This window comes from Paenibacillus sp. FSL R10-2796 (assembly GCF_037965315.1).
GTDB lineage: Bacteria > Bacillota > Bacilli > Paenibacillales > Paenibacillaceae > Paenibacillus_AQ > Paenibacillus_AQ odorifer.
Genome location: NZ_CP150178.1, coordinates 5,841,880 through 5,856,620, shown reverse-complemented (window position 1 = coordinate 5,856,620; position 14,741 = coordinate 5,841,880). Strand labels below are relative to the sequence as shown.

General features: G+C 42.4%; 12 protein-coding genes. 11 read left to right on the top strand and 1 reads right to left on the bottom strand.

Annotated elements, in window-relative coordinates:
- Positions 1 to 71 precede the first annotated feature (71 nt).
- From NST58_RS26245 to NST58_RS26230, 4 genes are all read left to right on the top strand, one after another.
- Positions 72 to 3,806 (top strand): immunoglobulin-like domain-containing protein, encoded by a 3,735-nt coding sequence (locus tag NST58_RS26245; protein ID WP_339244631.1) that lies wholly within the window; start codon positions 72 to 74, stop codon positions 3,804 to 3,806.
- A 182-nt stretch (positions 3,807 to 3,988) separates the two neighbouring features.
- The gene (locus tag NST58_RS26240; protein ID WP_076221057.1) at positions 3,989 to 5,155 is read left to right on the top strand and encodes a GGDEF domain-containing protein; all 1,167 of its coding nucleotides are present in this window, start codon (positions 3,989 to 3,991) and stop codon (positions 5,153 to 5,155) included.
- A gap of 18 nt (positions 5,156 to 5,173) precedes the next feature.
- Entirely contained in the window at positions 5,174 to 6,346 is a 1,173-nt protein-coding gene (locus NST58_RS26235) for a GGDEF domain-containing protein (protein WP_143761943.1), read from the top strand.
- Positions 6,347 to 6,682: 336 nt separating this feature from the next.
- Positions 6,683 to 7,870: a glycosyltransferase gene (locus tag NST58_RS26230; protein WP_076218581.1), complete on the top strand. Its 1,188-nt coding sequence runs from the start codon at positions 6,683 to 6,685 to the stop codon at positions 7,868 to 7,870.
- Positions 7,871 to 7,962: 92 nt separating this feature from the next.
- Here the strand turns inward: NST58_RS26230 and NST58_RS26225 are convergent, their stop codons facing one another.
- Positions 7,963 to 8,949 (bottom strand): diaminopimelate dehydrogenase, encoded by a 987-nt coding sequence (locus tag NST58_RS26225; RefSeq protein ID WP_339248802.1) that lies wholly within the window; start codon positions 8,947 to 8,949, stop codon positions 7,963 to 7,965.
- 216 nt (positions 8,950 to 9,165) lie between these two features.
- Here NST58_RS26225 and NST58_RS26220 point away from each other — a divergent pair, with 216 nt between their 5' ends.
- The 7 genes from NST58_RS26220 (at position 9,166) to mreD (ending at position 14,739) form a co-directional block, all read left to right on the top strand.
- Positions 9,166 to 10,404: an SPOR domain-containing protein gene (locus NST58_RS26220; RefSeq protein ID WP_339244626.1), complete on the top strand. Its 1,239-nt coding sequence runs from the start codon at positions 9,166 to 9,168 to the stop codon at positions 10,402 to 10,404.
- A 199-nt stretch (positions 10,405 to 10,603) separates the two neighbouring features.
- Positions 10,604 to 10,849: a DUF4321 domain-containing protein gene (locus tag NST58_RS26215; RefSeq protein WP_036685144.1), complete on the top strand. Its 246-nt coding sequence runs from the start codon at positions 10,604 to 10,606 to the stop codon at positions 10,847 to 10,849.
- Positions 10,850 to 10,883: 34 nt separating this feature from the next.
- The gene (locus NST58_RS26210; protein WP_339244622.1) at positions 10,884 to 11,480 is read left to right on the top strand and encodes a Maf family protein; all 597 of its coding nucleotides are present in this window, start codon (positions 10,884 to 10,886) and stop codon (positions 11,478 to 11,480) included.
- Positions 11,481 to 11,505: 25 nt separating this feature from the next.
- Complete coding sequence (gene radC / locus NST58_RS26205; protein ID WP_036685147.1) at positions 11,506 to 12,195, top strand: DNA repair protein RadC; 690 nt, start codon at positions 11,506 to 11,508, stop codon at positions 12,193 to 12,195.
- A gap of 38 nt (positions 12,196 to 12,233) precedes the next feature.
- Positions 12,234 to 13,268 carry a rod shape-determining protein gene (locus tag NST58_RS26200; RefSeq protein WP_036685150.1) on the top strand — a complete coding sequence of 345 codons (1,035 nt, stop codon included), beginning with the start codon at positions 12,234 to 12,236 and terminating at the stop codon, positions 13,266 to 13,268.
- 62 nt (positions 13,269 to 13,330) lie between these two features.
- Positions 13,331 to 14,209, top strand: a complete 879-nt coding sequence (gene mreC, locus NST58_RS26195; protein WP_076305453.1) for a rod shape-determining protein MreC — start codon at positions 13,331 to 13,333, stop codon at positions 14,207 to 14,209.
- Positions 14,209 to 14,739, top strand: a complete 531-nt coding sequence (gene mreD / locus NST58_RS26190; protein ID WP_081386380.1) for a rod shape-determining protein MreD — start codon at positions 14,209 to 14,211, stop codon at positions 14,737 to 14,739. The genes mreC and mreD overlap by 1 nt, the downstream gene beginning before the upstream one ends.
- The last annotated feature ends 2 nt before the right edge of the window (positions 14,740 to 14,741 follow it).

Here is a 14,741-nt window from a genome sequence, read left to right as displayed (position 1 = left end):
AAAAAACCTATAGTATATACCAATAGTCTTGTATAGTAATAGTAATGATATAAGGAAAAGGAGAATACAGAATGATAGCCCCAAAGAAACACAAATATTTTATAGGTATGCTTTGTTTATTACTTATTTTTACGTATTCAATGCCAGCATTAGCAAAAAACACTGTTGAAAGACAACACTGGGCAGCTCAAACCATCGCCACATGGAATGAAAAGGGATTGCTAGATATTAATGAGAATATCTCGATTTCACCTGATCAGCGAGTCACACGTGGAGAATTAATTGCATTGATAAACAATGTTTTTGGTTATGAAGATACAACATCTACTGAATTTGTGGACATCCCTATTAATGCGTGGTATCAAAAGGATGTTGAGAAAGCTGTTAATGCTGGATATTTAAAAGGCATTATGAATTCAAAAGGTCAGTTAGAGGCTGGAGCGGAACAAAAAGTAACACGTCAAGAAGCGATGACATTAATCAGTAAAGCGTTTGATTTTCAGTATAGTGAAGCAGATCAGAATTCGCTTAAAAAATTTGTGGATTATAAAAAAATTGCTCCCTATGCCTATGACAATCTTACATATGCTGTAAATAAAGGATTTCTCTCTGGTTTTCCTGATAAAACCTTAAGACCAGGTGACCAAGTTACCTTTGCAGAGGCACTGACGATATTAAATAATATATCCGGAGAAATAATTACAAAAGAAGGAACTTATAGCACGATGTACAAAAATAACGTAGTGGTGAATACCCCTAACGTTACATTTAGTAATACGACAATTCAGGGTGATCTGTATCTTGTTGAAGGAATTGGTGCAGGTGATGTTACTTTGGATCACGTAACTATTAAAGGGGATATATATGTACGGGGCGGTGGAGAAAACAGCATTAAGCTCAATGATTCTACTGTAGAGGGTAAACTGTCGGTTGCAAAACAAAACGGTAAGGTTAGAGTTTTGACTACAGGGAGTACACATATCCCTAGTGGAGAGCTTTACAGTGGGGCAATTATACAGTCCGATAATGGAAACATTGATAATATCAAGGTTGTAAACAATGCAGCAGATCATTTAATCAAGTTGGCTGGAAATTATAAAAAGGTCGAGCTAGCTTCAGTTAATACGAGAGTGAATTTTACTAACGGAAATATAGATCATTTAGAAGTTATTAATCCCTTAAGCTCTCCTAATAAACTTCCTTATATTCTTATTCTTGATAAAGGTACTACAATTTCGAAGATGCTTATCAAAGCAGGAATTAATTTATCTGGTGAAGGCGAGATAGATTATGCGAAGGTCGAAGTTAATAATGTATCATTTGAGTTTACACCGAAGAAACTGGAATTGCTAGAGGGTATAACCCCAACCCTGAAAAATACGCAACTTAATACTGGCGCTGTAGTGGGCGGAGCCAGTGGTGGTGGTAGCGATAGTGGTAGTGGTAGTGGTAGTGGTAGTGGTAGTGGTAGTGGTAGTGGTAGTGGAGGAGGGTCAGAAAGTATTGTTGATCCAGATGAAGAGGATGTTTTACAAGCTAAATCAGCATTGTTACTTGAAATTGACTCAGAAAATGTCATGAGCAATTTAGTATTACCCTCTAAAGGCTTAAATGAAACTACTATATCGTGGAATTCTTCTAATCCTGAAGTTTTACAAGCTAACGGTACTATCAGTCGTCCTGGGTTAGGAGAACCTGATGTTAGCGTTTTATTAACGGCTACGATAGTCAAAGGGGGATTTTCAGTTAACAAGCAGTTTGAAGTGATTATTAAAGCTAAACAACAAGTAGAAGTGGATGAAGATGATCGTCTTGCCTTACAGGAGGCAAAGCTGGTATTCACCTTAGGAGATACTAGTCAGGTTACGCAGAATTTGATTTTGCCAACTATGACCCAGGATGGTATTAGTATTGTCTGGACCTCTCAAAATCCAGAGATTGTTAGCGAGAGTGGTCATATTTACAGGTTAGAATCAGTGGATAGGGATGTTGTCTTGAACGCGACGCTTACAAAAGGTAACATTCAAGTCACAAAAGATTTTGTGATTATCGTAAAATCCATTCGGTTTGACACTATTTCAAGTGATCTTCTTGCCGCTAAAGAAGCCTTGGATTTAGGAGATATAAGTTCAGTAACCGGAGATGTTTATTTACCTACAAAAGGATTAAATAATACTTTGATTATTTGGCACTCAGATAATACTAATGTGATCTCTGCCAAGGGTAAAGTGACAAGACCAGAGTTTGGAGAACCTGACGCAACGGTTACATTAACCGCTACGATATCCAAAGAAGAGGTTTTGACATCTAAAGTTTTCAACGTCACTGTAAAAGCAAAACTTGAGGGTTCCCTGAAGAGTTTTGTATACAATGGATATAAAGCTTCTATTGACAACTCCAAGGGGCAGGTTAATTTGCTTGTACCAAGGTCAACAAAGCTTGAAGATGGGATTATTAACTTCGTTACTACGAACGGAACCTTAGCTATTGATGGGATACCAATAACTGAAGGTCAAGCAGTTAAACTCCAATCTAAACAGGAGATAACTGTTACTGAAGAAGGAAAAGAAGTAAATAGCTATCTGCTCATTGTGGAAGTATTAGAGTCGGGATTGCCAGCAGTAATTATTACCACGGAGGCTAACCAGGCAATTCTTGATAAAGAAAATAAAATTGACGCAGCTATGAAGATCGTTGATGGAAGCACTCAAACCTATGGAGTAGGATTGTACGATGGCGCTATCACGATTAAGGGCAGAGGAAACAGTTCTTGGAATATGCCTAAAAAATCATATGCAGTTTCTATAACGAATTCAGCTCCCGTCCTAAATATGCCAAAAGATGAAGATTGGGTACTTATTGCTAATTATGCGGATAAGACACTCTTGCGAAATTATACGGCATATAATCTTGGCGAAATGATAGGTATGAAGTATAGCCCAAGAATGAGGTATGTAGATCTATTCCTAAATGGAGAATACCTAGGGAATTATCTCATAGGGGAAAAAATAGATATATCAAAATCACGTTTAAATATTAATAAACTGAGTGCAAATGATACATCTGAAGAGTCGATAACTGGTGGATATTTGATTGAGAAAGACTGGTTAAATAGATTGGATGTAGATGATAACTATTTTCAGACAACACGAATCGCTGGTGAAAATGTTTTTGCCATAAAAAAGCCAAAATCAAATAAGATTAATTCACAACAATTAAGTTATATCAGTACTTATTTTGAGGAAGCTGAAAAAGCATTGTACAGTGATCATTTTACGGATATATCAACGGGATATAATAAGTATTTTGATGTTGATTCTGTCATCGATTGGTACTTAATCAATGAGATTTTTAAGAATGCAGATGCTGCTTTTGGAACTAGTGTTTATTTCTACAAAGACAAAGGCGGAAAACTATCAATGGGGCCGCTCTGGGATTTTGACATTGGTGGGGGAAATATAAACTATGCTGATTGTGACGACCCTGAACAATTTTATATTAAAAATGCAGAGTGGATATCCAGATTTTTCGAAGATCCGAAATTTGTTCAACGTGTAAAAGAACGATGGACAGAGATCAAAGGTAATCAACTACCTGCTATGTTTAGTTTAATTAATCAAACTAGCTCAACACTAGAACTTTCTCAGAGATATAATTTTGAGAAATGGCCAGTTCTGGGAATGGACATATGGCCTAACCCCGATGGTTGGCAAGATCGGATTACGTATGATTCAGAGGTGGATTATTTTATAAATTGGTTAACCAAACGTATTCAATGGTTAGATGACGCATTTTTAAAAATGTAAATTGAAATAGAGCTACAAAAGCACTTCCCCCGAGCTCCGTGCAGGGGGAAGTGCTTTTTTGTATACTTAAGCGGTGTATGTACATTCTAAAAAATGAAATAAATAGGGTATTTGCTGAACTAGCCATTGAGTGCTATAGTGCTGTCAGTAGAGGATCAATTTTTCCGTGTAGGTGGTGACTCATGGACTCCCAGCTTGATATCAAAACGTTAGTGTATTTATTTATTTTTGGAAATCTATTTATATTGCTGCTGATAACCAATTACCGGAGGAGCGCTCCTAAAGACAGGGCATCCACCTTATTCATACGCTCAAAGGCGGTGCAGCTGCTCTTCTGGTGTTCATTATTATTATGGGGTCATATCCCCCGCGCTTTATCCATTCCACTTAGCAACGCTTTGATTCTTTTAGGCTGCTGTCTGGAGATTATTGCTTTATTGCTGATGATGGGAATCCTTGGTCAGCGGATAAAGTTGTATTACATAACGCTTTCCATACTTAGTTCGATTACTTTTAGTATTGTAGCGATCTTCTTTCATCATTCCAGCTGGCGCATAGCCTGTACCTCATTATGGTCGATACTGTTTATTGTCTATCCAGCTTACCACCTCACGGTGAACCCCAAAGGCACCCCTCTTCAGAAGATACTCGGAATATTGTTTTACGCTTTTGCAGGGATTATGCTGCTCCGCGCGATTGTTGCATTGATCTGGGAGCCAGAGATGAACGTGTTCACAACTAATCTTTCGCAGTATTTATATTACCTGGGGATGTATTTATTGTTGATTGTGGGAGCCGCAGGCTTTATTCTACTTTCTAACGAGCATTCCTTTGTAAAACTGAAACGAATCGCTAGCTACGATGATCTGACTGGAATCCTTAACCGTGGAGCATTTCTTGAGGAAGCTGAGGTACGGCTTGAGAAGGCAGTTGCTGAGCAAGAGTACTTTTCGTTTATGCTGCTGGATTTGGATCATTTCAAAGAAATCAATGATACATACGGCCATGATACCGGCGATGTGGTTCTGGAAGAATTCGCATTGACGATTAAGGACAACCTCGAAAACAGCGATTTATTCGGCAGGCTTGGCGGCGAGGAATTTGCAGTTATCCTTTGCGGGCTGGATGAAGCTAGCTGTGACCGGAAAGCTGAAGTGTTACGAAAGGCAGTAATGAAGACACCTCCACAAAAACTCTTACAAGGCTATACAGTTAGTATAGGTGTAATTACAATCATGCCGGATCAGGAGATCTGGATAAATAAGTTGTACAAGCTGAGTGATAAAGCGTTATACCAAGCCAAACAAGAAGGAAGAAACCGAGTGGTCAGATACAATTATATTTATTGAGCTTGGAGAATACAGGGGGTGAAATTCACTAACATGCATCTGGATCTCAAGACACTGCTGGTCTGCCTCTTTATGTGGCAATCCTTTACGGTATTACTTATTGTCGTCTATCGTTTGCGTTACGCGCAGGAACGGACTTCTACCTTCTTTGTCACGGCAAAATATTTGCAGCTGGCAGCTTTAATTCTCCTTTTGCTGAATGATTTCACAGACTCACGACTTCCCATTCCTATCAGTATGCTGCTTGCTCTAGCTGGAGGTACGCTGGAAAGCTTAGCGCTTCTGATGCTTCTCAGAGTTTTTGGGAGTAGGATTGAACGATATTATACGATCCTGTTCGGAGTATCCATTGTCATCATAGTGCTACTGCATTTAATTATGCCAGATGAGCGGTTCGTTATGGCTGCAACTTGTCTATTTGGGATTATGATCATAGCTTTGCCTGCTTACATATTAGCTGTGAAGATTAGAGAAACCTCTCTCCAGCGAACCATAGGATTGTTGTACTTTGTTGTAATTTTAGCGCTGGTTAGCAAGGGACTTGAACCGTTTTATTTGATGTTAGGATGGAATGCTCAGACCTCTCACTGGCTGCAGATATTTTTTTATCTGGGGATTTATTTGCTTATGTTCTTAGGAACTGCAGGCATCATGCTGCTTTATAGGGAGGATTCCTTTACAGAATTGGAACGGGTGGCCACTTATGATGTGTTGACAGGTATTTTGAATCGCAGATCCTTTGTACAGCGCGCCCGGCCTTTAATAGCTGCCTCAGCAATGAAGAAGCTGCCGTATTCTTTTTTACTGCTGGATGTGGATCACTTTAAACGCATAAACGATACCTACGGCCACAATACCGGCGACCACGTTCTAAAGGATCTGGCTCATAAAATAAAACAGCAGCTTGGCAATGGTGATCTGTTCGGAAGATTCGGTGGTGAGGAGTTCACTGTGCTGCTGCATAGAGCCGATGAACAAAACAGTGATATGATTGCAGAGCGGATGCGCACAGCCGTTACAGGGGCGGTCATTCATGGTGTACCCTTGCATTACACGATAAGTGTTGGCATCATCACGGTGGATTCAGGTGAACGATACTCATTGAACACTCTTTACAAACTTAGTGACACTGCATTGTATCAGGCTAAGAAAAAGGGCCGGAACTGTGTAGTTAGAAGCTACGACATCTAAAGTGTCTTCCATTCGACAATAAGCGAGGGAGACGCTTTTTTTGTATGCAAAGAGGCGTAGTACATATTACCTAACGTTTCAAACTCTATAAATTGAGCAATTCATGATTATGTATGCCGTGAAAAAGGGGTTTTGAGTCTATTTTTCAGAAAAGGCGGCGTTTTATAAGGGGAAATCGTGATGGATTTCTGGAAACTCAGAAAAAAACTTAAAAAATTTTAGACTTCTCCTATAAATCGACAAAACTTTTAAGTGAAATGAGTTACTATTGAACTGCATCTAAAGTTTCAGTTAGTAGATGGGGGTTTTTATTACAAAATACAAGGAGCCAGAGTCATGCGAGAAAGAATGCTGTTCCTATCAGCCCAGAATCAAACCGCAGAGGATTTAGAAGGAGAAATGAGAACAGGGAGTATTCTCGAGATTTTGCTTGGGAAATTTGATATAGATTTGCTGACGTACGGTAGTGCCAATCAAACCGTGTCTATAAAGGAGCGGACGGCACTTACGGTTCATAACATTAATGAAGATTATACGACCTGGAGGCCAATGCTGCGCCCCTTACATAAATTGCGGAATTTCTCAAATTTGAGTCATATAGATAAAGATATGAAAAACACTATTTTGGAGCTTTGCCGTTCAAATAATTATAAGCATGTATTTATATCGCATGTCCTACTGGGAAAATGTATTGATATGGTGCGGAACCTGCTTCCAGAAGCCAGTGTGATCACAGATACCTATAGTTTTGCAAACGGAAGCGGAGGATCTGCCGGAGAGACTGGGAAGTTAAGCAGGAATAATCCGTATAATAAACTCAATGCTGCATGGGATCGTAGGAATAAACGGCGATTAATGAATAAAACGGGTCTACTTTTAGCAACCTCGGAATGGGATGCACTAGCGTTCAAATCTCTATCATTTGCTGATGCCCGTAAGGTTCATGTTGTCCCTCACTTCATCAAGATGAATGAGTATGAGACTTTTGCAGAGCCTGTGACTAAAGAAAATTTAATTGTGCTGCACTGGAATATGAATATGAGACTGGGAATAGATGCAGCCCGAGTATTCTTTAAAAAAACCTATCCCATGATTAAGGAGCAAGTGCCCGATATCAAAAGTTATATTATCAGCTCAGAGGTTCACCCGGAGGTCATGACTTTGATTAAGGAAGATGAATCGGTCATAGTCACTGGACCAGTTAATTCCTCCGCTGAATACATACGACGTTCTAAAGCTGTTTTGGTGCCTATCCTTGAAGGCTGCGAAGTTTCTAGAAATATACTGGAATCCTGGGCGCTCAAAACGCCGGTGGTTACTAGCTCTATCATGTGTGAGAAGCTGAATTGTGAGCATAACCGAAATATTTTGTTGGCTAATACCTCGGTTGAGATTGTTGGAAGTGTATTGAATTTACTGAAAAATCCTGAGCTTGGCGCCATTATTGCGGATCGTGCGCATGAGACTTTGTTGAAAAATTACGAAATGAATCATGTTAAGAGTAAGATTCTTAGTCTTGTATAGAGGGTTGTCAGACATGAGGCTTGCTGCTCTGGACAACAAATAACCCGCGAGGACCATTAAAAGTCCTACGCGGGTTATTTGTTGACAGGATTTTAGAGCAAGTTGCGGCGCAGTTCTTCTGGTGATTTCGGAGACAACATCCCAAGTGGAATATCGAAAACAGTACGCGCTCCGCTTTGACCTTCTTGACTCATACGCTGAGCAGCTCTGGCATAAGCCACAAGCACACTAGCTGTAAATTCAGGATTGCTCTCCAGCTTCAGGCCAAATTCAACAATTTGTTTCGTGCCTTCTCCTGTTACACCACTGCGAATAACAAACCCGCCGTGCGGAATACCGCTATGCTGAGCTGCCAGTTCTTCTTCATTGATGAAAGTAACCGTAGTATCATAATCTGCAAAATAGTTCGGCATATTCACGATTTCTTCGCGAATGCGCTCTTGATCTGCACCAGCCTCAGCTACTACAAAACACTCTCTAAGATGTTTTTCACGAGTAGTAAGTTCTGGTGTTTCACCCGCACGGATGGCCTCGATAACCTCTTGTACTGGAACAGTATATTGTACGCCACCTTTAACGCCTTCTACTCTGCGAATGGCATCGGAGTGACCTTGGCTGACGCCTTTACCCCAGAAAGTATATTCTTTACCTTGTGGCAGAATAGCTTCAGCTAGCAGACGGTTCATGGAGAACAGGCCTGGATCCCAGCCCGTAGAAATTACGCTGAGTGTTCCGCCTTGTTTAGCTGCGGCATCAACGGTCGCAAAGAACTCAGGGATTTTGGCATGAGTGTCAAAGCTGTCCACGGTATTAAACATCCGGGCAATAGCTGGTGTCTGTTCTGGCAGATCGGTAGCCGATCCTCCGCACAGAATCATAGCATCTACTTTTCCCTTATATTGTTCGACGGCAGAGATATGCTCGAATTTCACACCGGTTTCACCGGCTTCCAGTTGTCCAGGCTCTCTGCGCGTAAAGATCGCAACCAGCTCGATATCTTCACTTTGGTTAATAGCCTTACGTACACCTTTTCCTAAATTACCGTAGCCCACAATTGCTGCTTGAATTTTTTGTTTCAGAAAAAGCCCTCCTAAACTGTAATGAACTAAAATCCTATTTCTAGCTTAACTAGTATAGTGCACACTTTTAGCTCTTTTTATATAGTATATAAAAGTTACATGTAATGTAAACTGAATCCGTATAACTTTCATTATTCATTTGGCTATAAAAATAGCATATCTCTCTATTGTCTATCATATATTTCCATATAGATTAGATGAGGTGAGGTGTTACTGTTGAATAACGGAAGAATGACATTCCGATTTGACGTGAATAAGGACGAGCCTAAGCCAAAACCGCAGGTAGTGGAGCGCTGGTCCAGTGGCGGACTGGGTACAGCTGAAGAATATGCAGAGGAGCTGCGCAAGGAGGTCGGTCCAGCACAGCAGCATACTTGGGTGCAAGAACCTGATCTACGCTCTATGCGTGAGGCACCGCCGGAGGATGCTTACGACTATTACTCAGGAACTGTAGATCCACGCCAGCAAGAATGGGACGAACAGGATAGAGATTTCAGAAATACGCAGCAATCGTATCTGCTCTCAGATTTGGTACTGGATGATAGAGATAAATCAGCAGAGGTTTATACGGGAGGTTATGGGGGCTCATATCATACTCGTCGCCCATCGTATTGGTGGAAATTATCCCTGTCTGTGGTGGGGGCCATCGGCACAGGTCTACTGCTTGGGTATGCGGCGCTTTCCTTTTTTTATGGAGGAAACATGGACAGTAGTTCAGGAACCGGGATAACAGATACATTGGCTACTTCAGGGCAGACTTCCGGAGCTAATGATCCAGCAGGTGTAGGAACCTCGGGATTGCCGGTTACGGGCACAGATGATGCCGGCAAAAACAGTATTCCTGTTCAAGTGGCTGCGCAAAGCTACTACCTGCTGCAGTATGGCGTATTCAGTACGCCGGCAGGCGCGGAACAAGCTAGACAAGAGCTGTTGGACGCTGGCTTGGCTGCAGGCTTGGACCCTGCTGACGGAAATCGTGTATATGCCGGAATGTCCTCTGACCGTGAACAAGCTAAGCTGCTCAGCAGTGGACTGAAGAATCAAGGGATTGAGCTTTATGTAAGAGAGGTGGATCTTCCCGGAGTGGAACGATTAGGATTTGCCGGAAATGCGGAGGCTGTGAATAGTTATTTTGCGGTGAGTGGACAGTTGCTCAGTGAACTAAGCAGTCAATCCGCTTCTTTACTCAGTGGCGGACAAACGGATGCGGCAGCTAATACCTCAGCTGTGAGTGATCTTCATCTCCAATGGAGTGAAGCTGTTAAAGCTCTGGAGCAAGGCATAACGCCTGAAGCCAAAAGCATTTGCGCAGCGCTAGAGAAATCTATGAGCCAAGGAATTTCAGCACTGAGTGAATATAACAAGAACAAGGCGCAAGCCCTGCTTTGGGAAGTGCAGGAATCCATGCTGAGCTTCTTGACCAGCCAAAAACAGCTGCTGTCTGCTATGAATTGAATGCTTGGATTGCGGATTCAAAATAACAACAAGTCTCCGGGGAATTGGGGGCTTGTTGTTTTTTTCGGAGAAGGGTATCGTTCCGCAACTTTTAGGGCAAAAGGTGGTAAACATTACCGTAGGGGATTTTACGTTTGTATTGATCACCGTTTCACCGTATAATAATTAGGGTGTCAAAAAATGGCGAGGGAAGACTGAGATGAAGAAGAAAAATGTAGGAACACTGCTGTTATTTCTAATTCTAGGCTGGCTGGCTGGAGCCTGGATCGCCAAGCTGCTGCAGCCCGTAAAGGCTCTGTCTTTTCTAACAACATCGACTGTGCTCAAATGGTCTCCGCGAGCCGATTTAGACATCATAACCTATGACATCACTATTCATTTGAAATTGTGCATGCTTAGTCTCGCCGGTATTATTACAGCTGTATGGCTGTACCGCAGACTGTAACTCTCGTTACTGAGCAAGAAGGGACGTTTACAACGTGGACAACTCACCACTCATTATTCTAGCCTCAGGTTCACCGCGTCGACGTGAGCTGTTATCCTTACTGGGTTTACCCTTTGAGGTCATTACCAGCGAAGCTGATGAGAGCACACCGCCGGATTGGACGCCGGAGAGAATCGTGCGCAGTCTAGCTTTGCGAAAAGCAGAAGCCGTAGTAGCTACAGCCGGAGAGCGTAACGCAGTCATTATAGGAAGCGACACAATTGTTGTACTAGATAATACTGTGCTAGGCAAACCGGTGGACAAGCTGGACAGCAAAGCGATGCTTACCAGACTTCAGGGCCAAACTCATAAGGTATACACGGGTGTAGCCTGCCTCGGACTCCCGAATGGGAAGACTATAGTGGAGCACCGTGTTACTTCCGTAACGATGAGGGCAATGACTGAAGAGGAAATTGCTGCTTATATAGCTACGGGAGAGCCCGCTGATAAGGCTGGCTCTTATGCGATACAAGGGCTTGGGTCCATTTTGGTGGAACGAATTGAAGGCTGTTATTTCAATGTAGTCGGATTGCCTTTGTCGCTTCTTGGCGAAATGCTATCCGAGTTCGGTATAACTGTATTGAGCCGGTAGGAAGCCTGGGGAAAGAGGGATAGGGATGGAGTCGCAACCAATTATGCTGCGGGACCTCCCCCATGAAGAACGACCTAGAGAGCGCATGATGCATTATGGGGCGGAATCATTAAGTCAAGCGGAGTTGTTAGCCATTCTGCTGCGTACGGGAACACGCCGCGAGTCGGCTATTCATATTGCACAGCAGATGCTGGGGAAGATCGGTGGCCTGCGTGGGCTAGTTGACCTTAGCATCGAAGAACTGACCAAAATCAACGGTATCGGTCCTGCCAAGGCCGTACAACTAAAAGCAGGCATCGAACTGGGAAGGCGCCTTGCGAATTCCAGGTTCAATATGCCGGTCATTATCCGCTGTCCTGGGGACGCTGCTGAGATTCTGACTGAGCAATTGCGTTATTTGCAAAAGGAGCATTTTGTCTGTCTGTTTCTGAACACGAAGAATCATGTGATTGGACAAGAAACATTGTCCATGGGCAGCCTGAATGCTTCGATCGTTCATCCTCGTGAGGTATTCAGAGCAGCTATAAAATGCAGTAGCGCCTCTATTATATGCGCGCACAATCATCCTAGTGGTGATCCAACACCTAGTCCAGAAGATATTTCCCTAACTGCTAGATTGCTTCAGGCAGGTGAGATTATCGGAATAGATGTGCTGGACCATCTAATTATCGGAGATAGCAGTTTCGTAAGCTTGAAAGAAAAAGGACATATGTAATATAAATGTAGATTTACTTAGGAAAAGGAGAAATTAGCATGTTGGGTGGTTTCACAAAAGATTTAGGAATTGACTTGGGGACAGCGAATACGCTTGTCTACGTACGCGGTAAGGGTGTTGTTGTAAGAGAGCCTTCCGTTGTAGCCATTAACACTGATACTAAGACGATTGAAGCTGTGGGTGAATCCGCCAAAAAAATGATCGGTCGTACACCTGGAAATATCCGTGCGATCCGTCCGATGAAAGATGGCGTTATCGCTGATTTTGATACAACGGCTACGATGATTAAATATTTTATTCGTCAAGCACAGAAACAGCGTTCTATGTTCCAGCGTCACCCTAATGTAATGGTCTGCGTGCCATCTGGCATTACTGCTGTAGAGCAACGTGCGGTAGAAGATGCTACCAAACAAGCTGGAGCTCGTGAAGCTTACATTATCGAAGAGCCTTTTGCTGCTGCTATCGGCGCGGATCTGCCAGTATGGGAGCCTACAGGTAGTATGGTTGTAGATATCGGTGGAGGTACAACTGAAGTTGCTGTAATCTCGCTCGGCGGTATTGTTACTAGCCGTTCAGTGCGTGTTGCAGGTGATGAAGCGGATGAGTCCATCATTCAATACATCAAACGTCAATACAATCTGATGATCGGTGAACGTACTTCGGAGCAGCTCAAAATGGATGTTGGCTCTGCCCTTCCTCTTGAAAAGGCTGAAACCATGGAAATTCGCGGCCGTGATCTCGTAACAGGTCTGCCAAAAACACTTACAATTACTTCTGATGAAATCTGTGAAGCTTTGTCTGACACAGTGAATGCTATTATTGAAGCTGTTAAAGTAACGTTGGAAAAATGTCCGCCAGAGCTTGCAGCAGATATTATGGATCGTGGAATTGTTTTGACAGGTGGGGGAGCTTTGCTTCGCAACTTGGATAAGCTGCTTGCACGTGAGACGGGAATGCCGGTTATTGTTGCTGAGAATCCACTGGACTGTGTAGCTATTGGAACCGGTAAGGCACTTGAGAACATTCATTTGTTCAAGAGCCGCAGCGGATCCAGTCTTCGTTCGAAGAGATAAGATGATGTTCTACCACTTGTGTAAGTCAACCCCTGTTATGGGAGAAATACTGTTGTTAGAGGGTGTTGAAACTGTTTAAACTCTTAAGCAATAAACGTCTGTTTATTCTGTTGATTACACTGGTGCTGTTCATTGTGGTAATGGGCTTCAGCTTGGCAACAAGGAAAGGCTTGTCCTGGCCGGAGAACTTTCTCAGAGATTCGACTGGTTTCGTGCAAAAAATGTTCTACAAGCCCGCTGGATATGTAGCGGGCTTGTTTGAAGATATTGGAAATCTGAGTGATCTTGCTAAAGAAAATGAACAGCTTAAAATTATGGCTGCCCAGTATGCACGTGATAAAGCCCAGTATAATTTTATTAAAGTACAGAATGAAGACTTGGAAAAAAAATGGCAATTCACTAAAGAACAGAAGAATTTGTATAAGTATGAATATCGTATTGCGCAAGTAATTAGCCAGACTACAGAACCAAGCAACAGCACCATTGTAATTGATTTAGGCTCCAAAGATGGTGTCAGACCTAATATGTCTGTTATTTCAACCGATGGTCTGGTAGGTGTTATCAGTCAAGTTAGCAATTTCACTTCTACTGTGAAACTGATGACCATGATGGACACTAATGATCCTAATTCCCAGCCGCCTATTGCGGCAACTGCCTTTAATAAAGAGGGTAAGTCCTTTGGGATGATTGAGAGTTATAATCCAGAGACGAACAGACTGCTGATGACCAAGATTCCACCGGGTGATCCTATTGCAGCGGAGGATACTATTCTGTCTTCCGGTATTGGAGGCTTGTATCCAAGGGGGTTGACAATAGGCACAGTTGAAAGCGTCGATGTTGGTGAATTTGGATTAACCTCCACAGCAGTGATAAAGCCTTCAGCAGAATTTCAGGACTGGAAGCATTTGATTGTTGTGTTTACGGAGGAGCGTGCTGAATAGTGAATATGCGCAGATCAGTTCTTATTCTGATACTGTTCCTCTTATTTATTGTGGAGGGAACCATCTTACCTTGGCTGATTCCAGATGTGTGGCAGATGCGAATCATTCCGAATTTGGTTTTTGTAGTGTTATTGTTCGTGACTATATATCATCATCGGCATACAGCACTTATATTGGGATTATGTTTTGGAATGCTGCATGATGTCGTTTTTTACGGCAGAATTCTTGGAGCACACTCTTTTGCGATGGGATTGTCGGCTTATTTAATCGGCCTTTTATTTCAGATTCCACGTGCTCCGCTGCCCCTTATGATGACTGTGGTTCTGCTTGGAAGTCTACTTGGGGATAGTATACTATTTGGTATCTATAGTGTATTTAATCTTAATCAAGAACCTTATAGCTGGGCGATTTTGAATCACATGCTGCCGACGATGCTTTTTCATTTTGCCATCGGGCTACTCTTCTACATACCGGTTCGGCGCCAGCTTGAGCTAATCAAGAAAGAAACGAATAAGGAAGAAGCGGCTTAAAG

Bases quoted from the DNA above. Each gene is read 5' to 3' on its own strand.
- NST58_RS26230 (WP_076218581.1), top strand. From the start codon at position 6,683: ATGCGAGAAAGAATGCTGTTCCTATCAGCCCAGAATCAAACCGCAGAG.
- NST58_RS26215 (WP_036685144.1), top strand. From the start codon at position 10,604: ATGAAGAAGAAAAATGTAGGAACACTGCTGTTATTTCTAATTCTAGGC.
- radC (WP_036685147.1), top strand. From the start codon at position 11,506: ATGGAGTCGCAACCAATTATGCTGCGGGACCTCCCCCATGAAGAACGA.
- NST58_RS26245 (WP_339244631.1), top strand. From the start codon at position 72: ATGATAGCCCCAAAGAAACACAAATATTTTATAGGTATGCTTTGTTTA.
- NST58_RS26240 (WP_076221057.1), top strand. From the start codon at position 3,989: ATGGACTCCCAGCTTGATATCAAAACGTTAGTGTATTTATTTATTTTT.
- NST58_RS26200 (WP_036685150.1), top strand. From the start codon at position 12,234: ATGTTGGGTGGTTTCACAAAAGATTTAGGAATTGACTTGGGGACAGCG.